The sequence below is a fragment of the Pseudomonas chlororaphis subsp. aurantiaca genome, assembly GCF_013466605.1.
GTDB classification, from domain to species: Bacteria; Pseudomonadota; Gammaproteobacteria; order Pseudomonadales; family Pseudomonadaceae; genus Aquipseudomonas; species Aquipseudomonas chlororaphis_I.
Map to the genome: position 1 here is coordinate 890,790 of NZ_CP059162.1, position 15,000 is coordinate 905,789.

The following is a 15,000-nucleotide window of genomic DNA, read 5'->3' on the forward strand; positions in this document are numbered from 1 at the left end:
TGTCGGGGCTGATCTTAGGCATCGGACGGCCTGTCGGGGAGGCTCAGTTTGGTTATGATGACAACCCGAAGTTGTCACCTGGGCACGCCGATGAAATTGCATCAACTCCAAGCTTTGATCGCCAGTGCCGAGACCGGCAGCATTCGTGGCGCCGCGCGTTCGCTGAACCTGTCCCAGGCGGCCGTGACCAAGGCGTTGCGCGAGCTGGAAACCGCTCAGCAGTTGCCGCTGTTCGTCCGCACGCCCAGCGGCCTGAACTTCACCGAGTACGGCAAGGTGCTGCTGACCCACGCCCGGCTGGTGCTCAAGCAACTGGAGCATGCCCAGGCCGAGCTGGACCAGTTGCGCGGGAAAAACAGCGGCCGGCTGTGTGTCGGGGTCACGCCGTGGATCGCCCTGACCCTGCTGCCGGAAGTGGTGCTGGAGTTTCGCCAGCGCATGCCAGAGGTGCGCCTGGAGCTGTTCGAAAGCCTGATGGCGGTGGCCCAGCCGCTGCTGCGGGACGGCAGAATGGACTTCGCCATCGGCCAGTTGCACCCGTCCCAGGCGCCCCAGGATTTTTCCTGCGAGACCCTGCTGGACTATCAGACCTCGGTGCTGGTGCGCCAGGGCCATGCCCGGCAGGATGCCCGCTCGATCCACGAGCTGCTCGATCAGCAATGGACCCTGAACTACGCCCCGGATGGCCACGACGCGCTGATGCAGGACCTGTTCTGGCGCCACGGCGCGCAGATCGACGAGCGCCGTATCGTCCGCGCCCATTCCCTGGCGATCCTGCAAATGCTGGTCGAGCACGCCGACATGTGTACCTGGGGCCCGACCATCATGAGCACCGCGCCGCCGTTCCTCGGGCGGCTGGTGTCGTTGCAGCTGGAGGAACAGTTCGAACCCCGGCACCTGAGCATCGTCACCCGCTGCAACGTCGCCCTCAGCAACCCGGCACTGTGTTTCACCGATTGTCTGTTGCAGGTGATCCGACGGCACGCGCGCTCGGCGCGCAAAGAGGACCGGGCGCTGTTCGAGACCGTGCGCCTACGGGTCTGAGGCGAGCCGCGGATCGCAAGCAGGTTGCGGCAATCGTCACTACGCTGGAAGGTGCGCCCGGCGGGCCTTCTGACTCTTGGCAACGCTCCGGGCTTTTTTCCTGCGGCTGAACAGGTGCCTGAACATGCGCAAACTGTGGCGAAAGTATCTGGATCTGCTGGACGGCGACCTGAATACGCGCGTCTTCGACAACTTCAAGAACCTGCTGGTCTGCGCCCTGCTGTTCGCCGCCGGGACCAATGCGCTGCACAGCGATCACCACCTGTTCATGGGCCTGTTCGGCTCCAGCCTGACCGGCTGGGGGCTGATCGGGGTGTCGGCACTGCTGATGCTGCTCAATGTCAGCGACGGCCTGCGCCGGCTGGCCAAATTGCCTTATCACCGGGTGCTGCAGGTCGTGCTGTTTTTGCTGTACCTGGTCCTGGCCGTGCGGGTGGTGGAGATCGTCTGGAACTTCCGGGCCGAGTAGCGCCAGTCAATCCAGGGCGTCGTTGACCCGGGCGGTGAGCACATGATCCTGCCAGCGCCCGGCAATCTGCAGGTAGGCCCTGGCATAACCTTCACGTTCGAACCCCAGGCGCTCCAGCAGCGCGGCACTGCGCTGGTTGTCGGGGATGTAGTTGGCCATGATCCGGTGCAGCTTCAACTCGTCGAACATGTGGCCGATGGCGGTCTGTAGCGCCTCGTGCATCAACCCCCGACCCTGATGGGCCGCGGCAAGGGAATAACCCAGGTAACAGGCCTGGAACGCCCCGCGCATGATCCCGGTGAAATTGCATGTGCCGACCATTTGGCCGCTGGCCTTTTCCAGCAGGGCCAAATGCACGGCATTGCCGAAACCATAGGCGACCGCCTGCTGTTCCAGGCGCAGGCGCACCTGTTCCGGGCTGTAGTAGTCGGCGGGACGCAACGGCGACCAGGGCGCCAGGTGCTGTTGGTTATCCAGGTGGTAGGCGCTTTCGAGTTCGGCCTGGGCCGGGGCCAGCACCACCAGGTCGAGGCGGACGCTGTGGAGTTCAAGGAGGGCCATGGATGCATCTCGAAATAAGGAGGACAAAGGCTTGCCGGGGTGTCATCGCGACAACACACAAATGCACTACAAAAAAACGCGTGTCGACCACCCCGGAAATACCCTATACAGAGTGCGGCTCGCAACCGCCCGTACCACCCACCACGCAGGAGATGGACATGTTCAGGTTCCTTACGGTCACTGAATTAGAGCAAACCCCTCGGCATCGTCATGGCGGCTCCGTCAGCGGAGCCATTGCTGCCTGGGAGCTGAAAAATCTGGCTCTCAATACCAAGGGGTTTGTCATATGTCCAAAGAATTACTCGGAGTTTCTGCTGTAGGGCTGATGGTGCTGGGCGAGTTTTGCGCGATCTACAGCGAAGTGGTCGCCGCCCGCCTGGCGCATACGGGCAACACCACCTGGCCGGACTTGGCGTTAACCGTACTGATCATGTGTTTCGCCGGTATCTGCCTGATTGGCGCCTATTGGCTGGGGTACCTGGCGGTCGGCGATATCTGGATGATCACAGTGGTGTCGGTGACCGCGCTGTTGCTGCTCGAACCGCTGGTGATTTGGTCGGTGTTCCGTGAGTGGCCGGGACGCGGCACCCTGATCGGCTGTTGCCTGGGCGCGCTGGGCATGCTCTCGGCGGTCTTTCTGTAACTCGCGCAATGACTCGAATACGGCCTGGCGGCGATCCCGCCGGGCCGTTGTTTTATCCGCGGTTGGCGGGTTCGGTGAGGGTTAGGTGGCCGCTTCGGTTTGCGCATCGAAGGCCGCCATGGCCATGGGAATCATCGCCAGCAGGCGCGACCTGCCGATTCCGTCCCGGGCCTGCACCGACAGCCCATGCAGCACCGTGGCATAGCAGTCCCCGAGGGACATCACGTCGGTGCGCTTGGGCAGCTCGCCAGCGCGCACGGCCTGTTCCAGGCGCTCGATGATGGAACGGGTCCTGTCGCGGCGGTGCTCGGCCAGCCATTCCCTGATGCCGTCGTTGTCCGCCGAGCAATTGGTGGCGGAGGACACCACCATGCAGCCCAGGGGCCGGTCGGGCTGGGTATAGAGCTCGACGGCTTCCCTGAGCATGCGCTCGATGGCATCGCGGGCACTGATGTCGTCGCCCAGGGCGGCATCGGCAAAGGCGCCGTCGCCTGATTCGTAGAGTTCGATGGCTTCGCGGAACAGCGCTTCCTTGGAACCAAAGGCCGCATAGATGCGCGCCGAGGCAATGCCCAGCGCGTCCACCAGGTCGGACATGGACGTGGCCTCGAAGCCGCGCTGCCAGAACACATCACGCGCCTTGTACAGGGCCTGCTTTCGGTCGAATTCGCGGGGTCTGCCAGCCATGTCCAGTTCTCGATGCAAAGGGAGTGGTGCCAATTATTGGTCGATCGACAAAAAAAACAAGCCGTCGTATTGACGGCGCGTTAAGGGGCGCCCTATTGTTTGTCGACCGACAAATAATAAGGCGTGAACGATGAAAACCCTCAAGGGACCGAGCCTGCACCTGGCTCAATTCAGTGATGCGGCAGCGCCATTCAACACCCTGCCCGCCATGGCCGCCTGGGCGGCGGGGCTGGGGTTCAAGGCGCTGCAAGTACCGGCCTGGGATGAGCGTCTGTTCGATGTTCGCCTGGCGGCCAGCAGCCAGGATTATTGCGATGAGGTCAGCGGCATCCTGGCCGAACATGGCCTGGTGATCAGCGAACTGACCACCCACCTGTTCGGCCAGTTGGTGGCCGTGCATCCCGCCTACGACGCCCTGTGCGACGGCTTCGCCCCGGCGGCCCTGCGGGGCGACAGTGGCGCCAAGACCCAGTGGGCCCTCGAACAGCTGAAACTGTCGGCCAAAGCGTCGCGCCGGCTGGGCCTGCGCGACATGGGGACCTTTTCCGGCTCGTTCGCCTGGCCCTATTTCTTTCCCTTTCCACAGCGCCCGGAAGGCCTGGTCGACTCGGCGTTCAATGAGCTGGCCAAGCGCTGGCTGCCGATTCTCGACGCCTGCGACGAGCAGGGGGTGAACCTGTGCTACGAGATCCACCCGGGCGAGGACCTGCATGACGGTGTGACCTTCGAGATGTTCCTGCAGCGGGTCGGCAACCATCCGCGCTGCAAGATGCTCTTCGACCCCAGCCATTTTGTCCTGCAGCAACTCAATTACCTGGATTACCTGGATATCTACCACGAGTTCATTCGCATGTTTCATGTGAAGGACGCCGAGTTCAATCCCACCGGCCGCCAGGGCATCTACGGCGGTTATCAGCCCTGGGCCGACCGGGCCGGGCGGTTCCGTTCGCTGGGCGACGGGCAGGTGGATTTCAAGGGGATCTTTTCCAAGCTGGCGCTGTATGACTATGCCGGCTGGGCAACCCTGGAATGGGAGTGCTGCCTGAAGGACCAGGAGCAGGGCGCGCGCGAAGGCGTGGCCTTTATCAACCAGCACATCATCCAGGTGACGGACAAAGTCTTCGACGACTTCGCCGGAGCGCCGGTGGACCAGGCGCAGATCAACCGACTGCTGGGCATTACCCAGCCCTCTCATCAAGGACGCTGAGCATGGATCTTCTCGAACAGCAGGCTTTTGCCGGGCGTGACTACCGCCACGGCTACGTACAGGTGGACGGCGGGCGCATTCACTATGTCAGCGAGGGCCAGGGCCGGCCTGTGCTGTTGATCCCCGGGTGGCCGCAGACCTGGTTCACCTGGCGCCATGTCATGCAGGCGCTGGCCGGGCAGGGTTACCGGGCGATCGCGGTCGACCTGCCCGGCATGGGCTTGTCCGATCGCCCCGAGCAAGGCTACGACACCGGCACCACGGCGTCTCGCCTGCATACCCTGATGCTGGCGCTGGGTTACAGCCAGTACTCGGTGGTGGGGCATGACGTCGGCATGTGGGTAGCCTATGCCCTGGCCAGCGACTATCCGCAGGCGGTGGAGAAACTGGCCCTGACGGAGGCGGTGATTCCCGGCCTGGCCGAAGCGCCGGCGATCTTTGCGCCGCCAGGGCAGAACATCTTTCTCTGGCACTTCATGTTCAACCAGTTGCAGGACCTGCCGGAGATGCTGATCGCCGGACGCGAGGCGCAGTACCTGGCTTACATGTTCGAAAAGTGGTCGGTGCACCAGGAGCGGGTCGCGGTCGAGACCTATGTCAAAGCCTATTCGGTACCCGGCGGGCTGCGGGGTGGGTTCGCCTATTACCGGGCCATCCCCGAGAGCATCCGGCAGAACCGCGAGCGTGCCAGCCGTGCCTTGGAAATGCCGGTCCTGGCGATTGGCGCCGAACATGCCACTCACGATGCGCCGCTGCTGACGATGCAGGGCAATGCGCTGAATCTTCAGGGGGCGATAGTGCCGGGGTGTGGTCACTTCATCACCGAGGAGGCGCCCGAGGCCTTTATTGCTCATCTGCTGCCGTTTCTTCGGCAGGAGGGCTGAGCGCGCCAGTCTGTCTTTTTGGGTGGCTGCTGATGGTGGGGCCGGGATTTTTTTGCGGCCTGTTCAGGGATGGTTCAGGGCTTGGCGCTGCAACATGGCAGCCGGCATGCCCAAGCCTTCGGGCGCGCACCCTCTGACGGATCATCCATGGACCACCACCGCATTCGCATCGAGATGTTGGGCGTCTTTCTGCTGGCCCTGCTGCTGTTCACGTTCGGCATCTGGGACCAGCCAGCGCAAGGTTTCGATGGGCGCTGGTGGTTGTTCCTGCAGGAGATGTTCCGCCACGGCGCCAGCCTGTTTCCCACCACCTACGGCGAGCCTTACCCGGACTATCCGGGCACCGCCACCTGGTTCAGCTATGGCTTTGCCCAGCTGTTCGGTGCGCCTAACCAATTAGCCAATATCCTGCCCACGGCGCTGGCCTCGGCCGGGGTGCTGGCGCTGCTGTACCGCCTGCTGGCGCCGTTCGATCGCACCTGGGCATTGCTGGCGGTGCTGCTGACGGCGCTGACCACCCAGCTGCTGGAAAAGTCGCGCTCGGTGTGCCTGGACCAGATGGTCTCGCTGCTCTGCCTGGGCTGTTTTTACCTGCTGCACAGCGGCGAGCAGCTGGGCTCGCGCCTGCGCCAATACGCGATTTTTCCGTTGTTCGTCATCGCCTTCGCCATCCGCGGCCCCCTGGGGCTGATCGAGGTCTGCGGTGTGGCCTGCACCTATTGGGCGTTGGGGCGTTACCGTTCCCGGGACGACACCTGGCGGCTGGCGAGAAAGGTGATGGTCCATGGGGTGATCGGCCTGATCCTGCTGGCGGCCTGCTGGTGGTCGCTGATGCAACTGGCGCACTTCAGCGGCGGCGAAACCTTCGCCCGGCAGGTCTACCAGATGCAGGTGGGCGGGCGCCTCGATGAAAGCGGCGAGCCGCTGTATTTCTACTTTCAGCTCAGCCTGTACCGTTACTTCCCGGTGGTGCCGCTGGCGCTGGCGACCCTGTTCGTCCTGCGCCGGCAATGGTCCGCGCGGCACACGGACGATCAGGTGCGGCTGCTGGTGCGCCTGGGTGCCTGCGGGCTGATGATCCTGCTGGGCTTGTCGGTGCCGCACTTCAAGCGCGCCTATTACATCCTGCCCATGGTGCCGATGTTCGCGGCGGTTGCGGCTTACGGCCTGCTCAAGCCGCAGCGCTGGCTGGTCGGGGTGCGGCGGTTTTATCTCGGCCTGGTGGCGCTGTTGCCGGGGCTGTGTGTCGTGGTGCTGTTGGTCTGCCGGCACAGCTGGCAGAAGCACGGTTACTGGCCGGCGCTGTCATTGCCGCTGATGATCGCGGTCTTTATCGGTTTGCAGATGTGGGCGCTGTACTGCTGGCGAACCACTCGCGACTCGCCGGGGCGGCGCCTGGTGCTGCTCAGCCTGTTGGCCCTGGCGGCGCAGTGGTGGCTGCTGGTGAAGGTGATCGAGCCGGCCAAGGACCTGCAATTCGATACCCGGGGTTTTGTCGGGCAGGTCGAGCAACTGCGTGGGGAGGACCGCGGCACCCTGGTGTTTCTCAACCTGGGCAAGGACACCTGGGCGGTGCGCTACATGATGAACCTGGACCACGACGAGCAGCCGCGGTTTATCGGTAAGGACGATCTGGCGCCGCTGGCCTCGTTGCCGCGTCCGGCCTGGGTGATCCTGGCGCGCAAGGATCGGGCGTTATTGGCGGGGACTGCGCTGGAGCAGGCGACCCCGGTGTTCGAAGGGCGCTTGAACGGCAATCCCTGCCTGGTGTTCGAGCTGAAGTGAAGACCAGGCAGCCCCAGGGCGGGGCTGCCTGAGGCGGCGGATCATTTGTCCGACTTGATGCTGGTCCAGACCCGGGTGCGCACGCGCTCCAGCTTTTGCGGCAGCGGCTGCACCACATAGAGCTTCTTCAGGGCTTCGGGGGTTGGTGTCAGGTCGGTATTGCCGGTGATCTCCTTGTTGATCAGCGCAATCGAATCCTTGTTGGCGTTGGGATAACCGAGAAAATCACTGATGGGCGCGATGACTTTCGGGTCCAGCAGGGTGTTGAGGAACTCATGGGCCTCGGCGACATTCTTTGCGCTCTTGGGAATGGCGAAGGTGTCGAACCAGATCGGCGCGCCTTCCTTGGGCAGGCGCCAGTCCACCACCACGCCGTTGCCGGCCTCTTTGGCGCGATTGCCGAACTGGTAGAAGCTGCCGGAGTAACCGATGGCCACGCAGATGTCGCCGTTGGCGATATCGGTCATGTATTTGGCCGAGTTGAAGTAGGTGACGTAGGGGCGGATTTTCAGCATCAGTTCCTTGGCTTTTTCATAGTCCTGCGGGTTCTGGCTGTTGGGGTCCAGCCCCAGGTAATGCAGGGCCAGCGGCAGGATTTCCGACGGCGAGTCGAGCATGGCCACGCCGCAGGACTTGAGCTTCTCCATGTTCTCTGGCTTGAACACCAGGTCCCAGCTGTCCACCGGCGCGTTGTCGCCCAGCGCCGCCTTGACCTTGGCTGGGTTGAAGCCGATCAGCACCGTGCCGTACATGTAGGGCACGCCGTACTGGTTGCCCGGGTCGTTGCTGTCGAGCAGCTTGAGCAACTCGGGGTCCTGGTGTTTCCAGTTGGGCAGCTTGGACTTGTCGAGCTTCTGGAACACCCCGGCCTTGATCTGGGTGTCGAGGAACTGGTTCGACGGCACCACCAGGTCGTAGCCCGAGTTACCGGTGAGCAGCTTGGCTTCGAGGGATTCGTTGGTATCGAAGGTGTCCCAGGTGACCTTGATGCCGCTGTTCTTGGCGAAGTCCTTGGGCACCGACGGCAGGATGTAGTCGGCCCAGTTGTACACCCGCAGCTCGCGCTGCTCGGCCTGCGCCGCGACGGCCAGCAGCGACAGCCCACAAACGGTGGCACTCAGTATGGTTTTCATAGTGGCCATGAATTTTTTCCCCAGCGTGGCGATGGTTTTTATGTTCTGTACGCGGCAGGCGGTCCTTTAAAAGGGCAAAGGACAAAGAGGGTCAAGGTTCACAAGGGCGGTTCTGGTGACAGCCTGGGTCACTGAGTCAGCGGTCCGGGTTCGATTCTTGCCGACGGCCCCTGGGATTCACAGCACGGGGTTGGCCAAAAGGGGATCGTAATGGCCATTGATCATGTCCGGGGCGGGTATCGATGTTTATCGGGTCAGGCAATGAAGCCGGGTAGCTGCGGTATCCGTTCGGCCAGGTACTCCATGAGCAAGCGCACGCGCAGGGGCCGGTAGCGGCGCTCGGGGTAGATCAGGAACGCCTCGTTCGGTGGCCCGCTCCAGTCGGGCAGGACCCGCACCAATTGCCCGCTTTCCAGCAGGTCGCTGACCAGCCAGGCCGGGGTGATGCACAGCCCCGCGCCTTGCAGCACGCCGTTGCGGATGGCCAATGAGCTGTTGGTCCGGTAGCGCCCTTGCGTGGTGACGCTGACCTTCTCGCCGCTCGGGCTGCTCAGCTCCAGGCGGTCGCCCGAACTCAACCAGGCGAAGCGCAGGAAGTTGTGTTCGCTCAGGTCGGCCGGACTGTTCAAGGGCGCATGCTGGCGCAGGTACTCCGGCGCGGCCACCAGGTAGCGCGGCGATGTGGCGATGCGTCGGGCGATGGCGTTTGGCGGCAGGTCACCGCCCAGGCGCAGGGCCAGGTCGACGTTCTCCTCGGTGAGGTCGACGAAGCGGTCGTTGAGGATCAGTTCCACCTCGATGTCCGGGTATTGCGCCATGAACGCCAGCAGCAGCGCATTCAGGTGCAACACCCCCAGGCTCACCGGCACGTTGACCCGCAGCACGCCCTCGGGGCGCTCGGTCAGGCCGCGTACCTCGGCCACCGCCTCGCTGTATTCCTCCAGCACGGCTTTGGCCCGTTCATAGAAGCGCTTGCCCTGTTCGGTGGGCGTCAGCCCGCTGGTGCCGCGGGTGAGCAGGCGGGTGCCCAACTGCTTTTCCAGGGCGGCCACCAGCTTGCTGACGGTGGGTTGCGTGCTGCCCAGCTCGCGGGCGGCCGATGACAGGCTGCCCAGCTCGACGGCGCGGACGAAGCAGTGCATCGCTTTGAGGCTGTCCATGGGTATTCGATATCGGAATGGGTTGTATGAAGTTATGCCTTCTATCACGGTTTTTTCGAATGGAGCAATCTGGCTCGCCTCAGCCTTACTGCCTCAAGGAGCTACCCGGATGAAAGCCCTGCCCGCGCGATTTTCCCTGCCGTTGATCGTCACCGCCCTGCTTGCCGCAGGTCCTGCCCTGGCCCAGGACAACTGGCTCGCCACCTGGATGGCCAGCCCGCAACCGACCTGGGGCAACGAGTTGCCGCTGCCTACGCGGATTCCCGAAGCCCTGGCCGACAGCACTATTCATCAGAAGCTGCGTGTCAGTGTTGGTGGTAGCCAGGTACGGGTGGTGGTGTCCAACGAATACGGCAAGCAGCCGCTGCTGATTGGCGCGGCGCGGGTCGCTGCCTCGGAGGGCGCCAGGCAGGTCCTGAAGTTCGGCGGCGAAGAACAGGTCAGCATCGCGCCGGGTGAAACCCGGACCAGTGACCCGGCAGCACTGGTGGTGCCGGCCCTTGGCGATCTAGTGGTCTCGCTGTATCTGCCGCAGCGCACGCCCTTGGCGACCTTCCATTGGGACGGCAAGCAAACCGCGTTTATCAGCCCGGGCAACCAGGTCAACGCGCAGCGGCTGGAAGGCAAGGAACAGGTGGAGGCGCGGCTGTTCCTTAGCGACATCCTGGTGGACGCCCCGCTCGACAGTCGTGCCCTGGTGGTACTCGGCGACTCCATCACCGACGGCAACGGCTCGACCCTGGACAGCAACCGACGCTGGCCCGACTTCCTCGCCCAGCGCCTGGCCGCCAAGAACGTCGCCGTGCTCAACGGCGGCATATCCGGCGCGCGCCTGCTCGAAGATGGCATGGGCGTCAGTGCGCTGGCACGTTTCGAGCGCGACGTGCTGGGCAAACCCGGAGTGAAAAGCGTGGTGCTGATGCTGGGGATCAACGACATCAGCTGGCCCGGCACCGCCTTCGCGCCGAACGCACCCTTGCCATCGCTGGACAAGCTGATCGCCGGCTATCGACAACTGATCGACCAGGCCCATCGCCACAACCTCCGCATCATCGGCACCACCCTGCTGCCCTTCGAAGGCGCCCTGGAAGGCAGCATCATCGAGCACTACCACAGCGCCCCGAAGGAACAACTGCGCCAGGCGCTCAACCAGTGGATACGTAGCAGCCAGGCATTCGATGCGGTGATCGACTTCGACCAGATGACCCGCGATCCGCGGTATCCAACTCGGTTGTTGCAGCAGATCGATTCAGGAGATCACCTGCATCCGGGGGATGCGGGGAATAAGGCGATGGCGGAGGGGGTGGAGTTGAAGGTGCTTTTTTGAGGGCGATAGGTATTTGGGCTGGGGAGACACTGGGTGCTGTCTTGATGAAATAGGGCGGCTCGGAAGCCGCCCTAATTGCTTACGTCGAGAGAGCCTCGGCTTGTAAACGTCGCCCGATGATATCCAGCAGGTCACAACCATCGCGCAGGGGGATCACTAACAACTGCGCCAGTTCGCTCACGGTGACGGCATTGCTTTGCAGAGTGTTGTCTGTCGCCAGTTGCTCCAGCAGTTGGGTGGCGCAACGGATGCGATAGGCCGCGTTTTCATGCAACACGTCCAGAGGCGCTTCCGTGTCGATAAGCAAGGCTGGGATCGTACAGTCCAGGCCGGTGATGGGTAGGTAGCGAGCCATGGCGTCTTCTCCATTCAGGCTGCATGAGCAGGTGTTGAATGAGACGGGGCAACCTGTTCGAGAGCCCTGTTTACCAACAACTCGCTCAGCATGACGACCTGCTGAATTGCCAGAGCCTTGCTGCGCTGCTGGCCTACCAGTTCGGCGATCAGGTCGTCGGTCATCGCATTGAGTGAGGCAAGGTTCTCGCGGGTATGCACCAGCAGCGTTTCAGTATCGATGTTGGGTGTCAGGACAAAGAGTGAATGCGAGTCTCCGTCCTGCGCTGCTGACTCAACATCGAGTATTGGCTGGCTGATGGCGTCCAGTTTTGACGGTTCTGAAAACACGAGGCTCGCGAAAAAATCGGAGGCGCTGGGGCTGGGTGGATTGGGCGTGATCTTCTTCATGGTCAAGCTCCTACACTGTCGATAGAAGCGGCCACTCCCTGCTGTCAAACAGGATTGGGTGGCAGCTGTACGCGGGTTGACAGACCGGAAGTGTAGGAACCCGGCGCATCCGAGGATGCCCCACGCACAGCCGCCATAGAGAACTGCGCGTGCGAAAGCATGCCGTCTTTTGGGGCGGTGCGGAAGGTTACACTTTTTTGGCCTGTCAAAGCCGATCGCTGGTATTCGCGACTATTGAAGGTTATCTCAGCATTTTTAATTGCGTCAGTTCATTAAGGGCTTAAAGGCGGTAAGGAATGTCTGCTTTGTGTGTACGAAAAATTCTGGACAATTGTTCTTTTCAAAGTCGCAAAGAACCCCAGGCTTCGAAAGGAAAAATCTGTCCCGGGAATATCGGGATGGAATTGGTCAGAAGTATCAGAGCCAAAACTAAACTGCCACCTCCACTGACGCCGAAAGAATGAAAAAACTATTGATCGCAGGAGCACTGGTGTTATTGGCCGTGCTCTATATCGGCTACTACGAAGCTCTGGAAGAGGGTGACATCGAGACGATTCTGTTCATCAAGAAGCATCCGAACTTTCAGGTGAGGTTTTACAACATCCACGCCAATGATGGAGAGATCAGACAAGTCGAACGCCTTACGGAGGAGGAACGGAAGTGGATCATCGACTACTGCAGATACAGGCTCGGTATTGAAACTGATTTGAAAGCCCAGGATGACGTTGAGATGTGCAGAAAGAAATAACAGTCTGCTGGATCAGTAAAAGGTGCAGGTCTTGGATAGATGGCTGGTAGAGCGCAGGTTTGGATCGGCTGTGAGCGCGAGTTGTTTTCCACTACGACTGTTTGTCGATGAAAAAGCGGAAGGCCTGTCGACCCTCCGCTCGGGTAATCATTTACCTAAATGCGCTTTTACTTTGTCAGCCATGACACCAACTGCCCTGACTGCATCCTTGATTTTCTCTTTTGATACACCGAAGTGATTGGACCAGTAATTCAACTCATAGGGTTCATTTACATTGATTTTTGATGAGTCCTGGGGCCGACGTTTGGTGAGATCATCTGGCATTTTTGTTCCTCCTTGTGTGGGGTGGTGCTGAACAAGGAGGCTAGCAGTGCGGTTCATTGCTGCGAGGTAGAACTGAACAAAACCGATGATCGGCGTCGTAGACGCCGGCGACCAAGAAGTAATCGCGTTGGTGGCGTGTCAGGCGTATGTCAGGGGAGTGACGCAGTTGGGCTGGCATGACGAGCCAGAGCTGTTCATTCAGGCACAAGAAAGGCGCTTGCGAGAATCGCCAAGTGCCTTTCTTGTCTAGCTTGTTTGATGGAGGCGGGGGGATTTGAGTCCGCGGCTAATCAAGTAGTTACTCGGCTTTCTGCAAGAAGGCTGGCATAAAACTGTCATTTGCCAGCGATAGCTTTGTGCGCCATCTCGATGGTTTTTTTAATTTCCATACGATGACAGTCCTGGTATTTCAGGCCTGAGCTGCAGGGGCAAGGTTGATTATTCTTCGCCCCCTTCTTGAACAAGTTTGGTAGCAACGCTGTGGCCTGATCAAGGCGCTCTCCGATTACTACCTTCCAAGTTTCTAGTCGTGTACCGTTTGGGATGTGACCAAAGATTGCATGCTTGGCATTTCCCAATGCTATGAAATCATGAACCACTTCAGCATCGATCAAGGCTGAGCGAATGTTGTTTATCCTTTCGCCTGTGAAATTGATTTTAGAGTCTGCAATGAACAATATTTGTTTTTCGGTTTTTGGTGTTACGTCGATTAGTCCATTGGTCGGAGACTCCCACACCGCATGATATTCAGCCTCCGCAAAGTATCCAGGCCATTCCCAAACCTGCCAGCCCATGATCTTGCGGCCGCCTTCTTCTTTTACCAAACGCTCCACATTTGAATAGCATTCATTGGGTGCACTGTCAGAGGTGGGCTCTACCGGGACGTAAATTAGTTCGGCTTCTGGGTTAAGCGAGCGAACAAAATCAAGCGATGGGCTGTCAGGTTTTTTGGGTGTAGTTAGTCTGCCATTATTTCTCATTGATCAGCATCTCTTTTGATGAGAGTGAGATGCTATCCCCCGTCGATATACCCCGCAAGCTCTCACCTTTGTGCCTGCCGCATCATCTGCTGATTGAACGAGTCCCTTGAAATTGAAATGATATTGTCGATAAAAAGGCCATCGTTACCGCATTGGTAGCGCTGGCCTAAGATCACTCATTTTGTGTAAGGGTCTCAACCGAAGAGACAGGGAGGGCGGATGTATCCTGACGATTTCAATTTTTCTGGCTATCTCAAGTTCAGAGTCCATACGGGGGATATCGATTTCTCCGCCCTGGTGGGGGCGCTAAGCGAGAAAGGCTACATTACCGAAGTCGATTTTCCCGAGGGCGCTGGGCTGTGTTCCAGTCATATGGAAGTACTCAGCCAGGAAGAGTTCGACGCACTCTTCGACTTCTTCTATCCCGGACGGCTGAACACCATCAGTCTGCACTGCATCGCCACCAATGAGGGTGGAACATACCCTACGGGGGCTTATTCCTACGCGCTGATCAACCTAGATGTGCTCTCGGAACGGGAAGGGCTGGATATCTTGGAGCGCGAGAACTATATGAGCGAGTTCTCCGAGTTCGACCTGGGATGGGCCAGAGAAGAGCTTCTCGAATACCTCAAGGTTTCCATGGGGCGGTTGTCCGAGAAAAGCATTCAGGACGAATTGAAAAGACGCCAAGATAGAGTGCTTCTAATCGAGGGGAGATTGAAAGCGCTTGGAGTGCTGCCACTGACGGAAGAAGAAAAAGCCTGGCAGGCGCTGGACGAGAAGTTCCCCTTCGCCGGCAGTCGGGATGAGGTCGAACTGGATGGGGTGCGTTATATCAGGATTTTCCGCCCCGCCGAAAAAGATCATGAGGGTAAAGTGCTCCAGTGGGCCAGGAGCTGGCGAAGGCTGGGTGAGTAAAACAGGGCTTGAAGCGACCGTCACCCCTTTGCCTCCTGACACTGAAGCCAGGCCTAGGCCGTCGCCACGTTCTGGAAGATGTGCTCGGTCGCCGCTTTCTTGGTTCGCTCCACGGCGTCCTGTTTCTCTTTGGGATCAATGCCGTGGGTGAGGAGTCCCACGCGCCTCAACGGTTCTCTTGCGTGCTTGCTGCAATGAAACCTTGGGGGGAAGGTCCCGAGGCCCATATTGACCCTGTTCTTCGAGTCTCATGGATTGTGCTGGACGCTATCGGATCGTGATGACGCTGAAAGTCCTATATTTGCTAGGTTTCAGGCACAAAAAAGACGTCCGAAGACGTCTTTTTGTTTGTTTGGTGGGCCGGGGGGATTTGAACCCCCGTCTAG

17 protein-coding genes and 1 pseudogene are annotated in these 15,000 nt (G+C 60.3%); 9 read left to right on the forward strand and 9 right to left on the reverse strand.

Translation table 11 applies throughout. From position 1 onward, the window contains the following. The first annotated feature begins 90 nt into the window (after nucleotides 1–90). Together H0I86_RS03910 and H0I86_RS03915 are read left to right on the forward strand one after the other, a co-directional pair. Nucleotides 91–1,044 (forward strand): LysR substrate-binding domain-containing protein, encoded by a 954-nt coding sequence (locus tag H0I86_RS03910; protein WP_180924109.1) that lies wholly within the window; start codon nucleotides 91–93, stop codon nucleotides 1,042–1,044. Nucleotides 1,045–1,168: 124 nt separating this feature from the next. Further along, complete coding sequence (locus tag H0I86_RS03915; protein WP_180924110.1) at nucleotides 1,169–1,513, forward strand: hypothetical protein; 345 nt, start codon at nucleotides 1,169–1,171, stop codon at nucleotides 1,511–1,513. A 6-nt stretch (nucleotides 1,514–1,519) separates the two neighbouring features. On the opposite strand, the gene H0I86_RS03920 is transcribed toward H0I86_RS03915, so the two are convergent. Next, nucleotides 1,520–2,074, reverse strand: coding sequence for a GNAT family N-acetyltransferase (locus tag H0I86_RS03920; RefSeq protein WP_180924111.1), 555 nt, complete (start codon nucleotides 2,072–2,074; stop codon nucleotides 1,520–1,522). Nucleotides 2,075–2,399: 325 nt separating this feature from the next. Here H0I86_RS03920 and H0I86_RS03925 point away from each other — a divergent pair, with 325 nt between their 5' ends. Then, a complete protein-coding gene (locus H0I86_RS03925; RefSeq protein ID WP_180925788.1) occupies nucleotides 2,400–2,717 on the forward strand; it encodes a hypothetical protein in 318 nt (105 codons plus the stop codon). 81 nt (nucleotides 2,718–2,798) lie between these two features. On the opposite strand, the gene H0I86_RS03930 is transcribed toward H0I86_RS03925, so the two are convergent. Continuing rightward, nucleotides 2,799–3,404 carry a TetR/AcrR family transcriptional regulator gene (locus tag H0I86_RS03930; RefSeq protein WP_101336791.1) on the reverse strand — a complete coding sequence of 202 codons (606 nt, stop codon included), beginning with the start codon at nucleotides 3,402–3,404 and terminating at the stop codon, nucleotides 2,799–2,801. A gap of 130 nt (nucleotides 3,405–3,534) precedes the next feature. On the opposite strand from H0I86_RS03930, the gene H0I86_RS03935 reads away from it, so the two are divergent. The 3 genes from H0I86_RS03935 (at nucleotide 3,535) to H0I86_RS03945 (ending at nucleotide 7,280) form a co-directional block, all read left to right on the forward strand. After that, nucleotides 3,535–4,611 (forward strand): sugar phosphate isomerase/epimerase family protein, encoded by a 1,077-nt coding sequence (locus tag H0I86_RS03935; protein ID WP_180924112.1) that lies wholly within the window; start codon nucleotides 3,535–3,537, stop codon nucleotides 4,609–4,611. A 2-nt stretch (nucleotides 4,612–4,613) separates the two neighbouring features. After that, on the forward strand, nucleotides 4,614–5,495 hold the full coding sequence (locus tag H0I86_RS03940) for an alpha/beta fold hydrolase (RefSeq protein WP_180924113.1): 882 nt from the start codon (nucleotides 4,614–4,616) through the stop codon (nucleotides 5,493–5,495). A gap of 147 nt (nucleotides 5,496–5,642) precedes the next feature. Continuing rightward, the gene (locus H0I86_RS03945; protein WP_180924114.1) at nucleotides 5,643–7,280 is read left to right on the forward strand and encodes an ArnT family glycosyltransferase; all 1,638 of its coding nucleotides are present in this window, start codon (nucleotides 5,643–5,645) and stop codon (nucleotides 7,278–7,280) included. Between the two features lie 41 nt (nucleotides 7,281–7,321). Here the strand turns inward: H0I86_RS03945 and H0I86_RS03950 are convergent, their stop codons facing one another. Further along, nucleotides 7,322–8,422 (reverse strand): polyamine ABC transporter substrate-binding protein, encoded by a 1,101-nt coding sequence (locus H0I86_RS03950; protein ID WP_180924115.1) that lies wholly within the window; start codon nucleotides 8,420–8,422, stop codon nucleotides 7,322–7,324. A gap of 245 nt (nucleotides 8,423–8,667) precedes the next feature. Next, nucleotides 8,668–9,573 carry a LysR family transcriptional regulator gene (locus H0I86_RS03955; protein WP_180924116.1) on the reverse strand — a complete coding sequence of 302 codons (906 nt, stop codon included), beginning with the start codon at nucleotides 9,571–9,573 and terminating at the stop codon, nucleotides 8,668–8,670. A gap of 109 nt (nucleotides 9,574–9,682) precedes the next feature. Here H0I86_RS03955 and H0I86_RS03960 point away from each other — a divergent pair, with 109 nt between their 5' ends. Further along, nucleotides 9,683–10,900 carry an SGNH/GDSL hydrolase family protein gene (locus H0I86_RS03960; RefSeq protein WP_180924117.1) on the forward strand — a complete coding sequence of 406 codons (1,218 nt, stop codon included), beginning with the start codon at nucleotides 9,683–9,685 and terminating at the stop codon, nucleotides 10,898–10,900. A gap of 79 nt (nucleotides 10,901–10,979) precedes the next feature. On the opposite strand, the gene H0I86_RS03965 is transcribed toward H0I86_RS03960, so the two are convergent. Both H0I86_RS03965 and H0I86_RS03970 read right to left on the reverse strand, forming a co-directional pair. Further along, nucleotides 10,980–11,255, reverse strand: coding sequence for a hypothetical protein (locus tag H0I86_RS03965; RefSeq protein WP_180924118.1), 276 nt, complete (start codon nucleotides 11,253–11,255; stop codon nucleotides 10,980–10,982). Between the two features lie 14 nt (nucleotides 11,256–11,269). Beyond that, on the reverse strand, nucleotides 11,270–11,644 hold the full coding sequence (locus tag H0I86_RS03970; protein ID WP_180924119.1) for a DUF6124 family protein: 375 nt from the start codon (nucleotides 11,642–11,644) through the stop codon (nucleotides 11,270–11,272). 460 nt (nucleotides 11,645–12,104) lie between these two features. Between H0I86_RS03970 and H0I86_RS03975 the strand changes: the two genes are divergently transcribed. Further along, a complete protein-coding gene (locus tag H0I86_RS03975) occupies nucleotides 12,105–12,392 on the forward strand; it encodes a hypothetical protein (RefSeq protein ID WP_180924120.1) in 288 nt (95 codons plus the stop codon). Nucleotides 12,393–12,539: 147 nt separating this feature from the next. Here the strand turns inward: H0I86_RS03975 and H0I86_RS03980 are convergent, their stop codons facing one another. Both H0I86_RS03980 and H0I86_RS03985 read right to left on the reverse strand, forming a co-directional pair. Then, the gene (locus H0I86_RS03980) at nucleotides 12,540–12,716 is read right to left on the reverse strand and encodes a DUF3606 domain-containing protein (protein WP_180924121.1); all 177 of its coding nucleotides are present in this window, start codon (nucleotides 12,714–12,716) and stop codon (nucleotides 12,540–12,542) included. A 335-nt stretch (nucleotides 12,717–13,051) separates the two neighbouring features. Next, nucleotides 13,052–13,696: an SEC-C metal-binding domain-containing protein gene (locus H0I86_RS03985; RefSeq protein ID WP_180924122.1), complete on the reverse strand. Its 645-nt coding sequence runs from the start codon at nucleotides 13,694–13,696 to the stop codon at nucleotides 13,052–13,054. A gap of 219 nt (nucleotides 13,697–13,915) precedes the next feature. Here H0I86_RS03985 and H0I86_RS03990 point away from each other — a divergent pair, with 219 nt between their 5' ends. Then, nucleotides 13,916–14,614, forward strand: a complete 699-nt coding sequence (locus H0I86_RS03990; RefSeq protein ID WP_180924123.1) for a hypothetical protein — start codon at nucleotides 13,916–13,918, stop codon at nucleotides 14,612–14,614. A gap of 56 nt (nucleotides 14,615–14,670) precedes the next feature. On the opposite strand, the pseudogene H0I86_RS32015 reads toward H0I86_RS03990, so the two are convergent. Next, a pseudogene (locus H0I86_RS32015) lies at nucleotides 14,671–14,859 on the reverse strand (integrase arm-type DNA-binding domain-containing protein); the annotation flags it as partial. Nucleotides 14,860–15,000 lie beyond the last annotated feature (141 nt).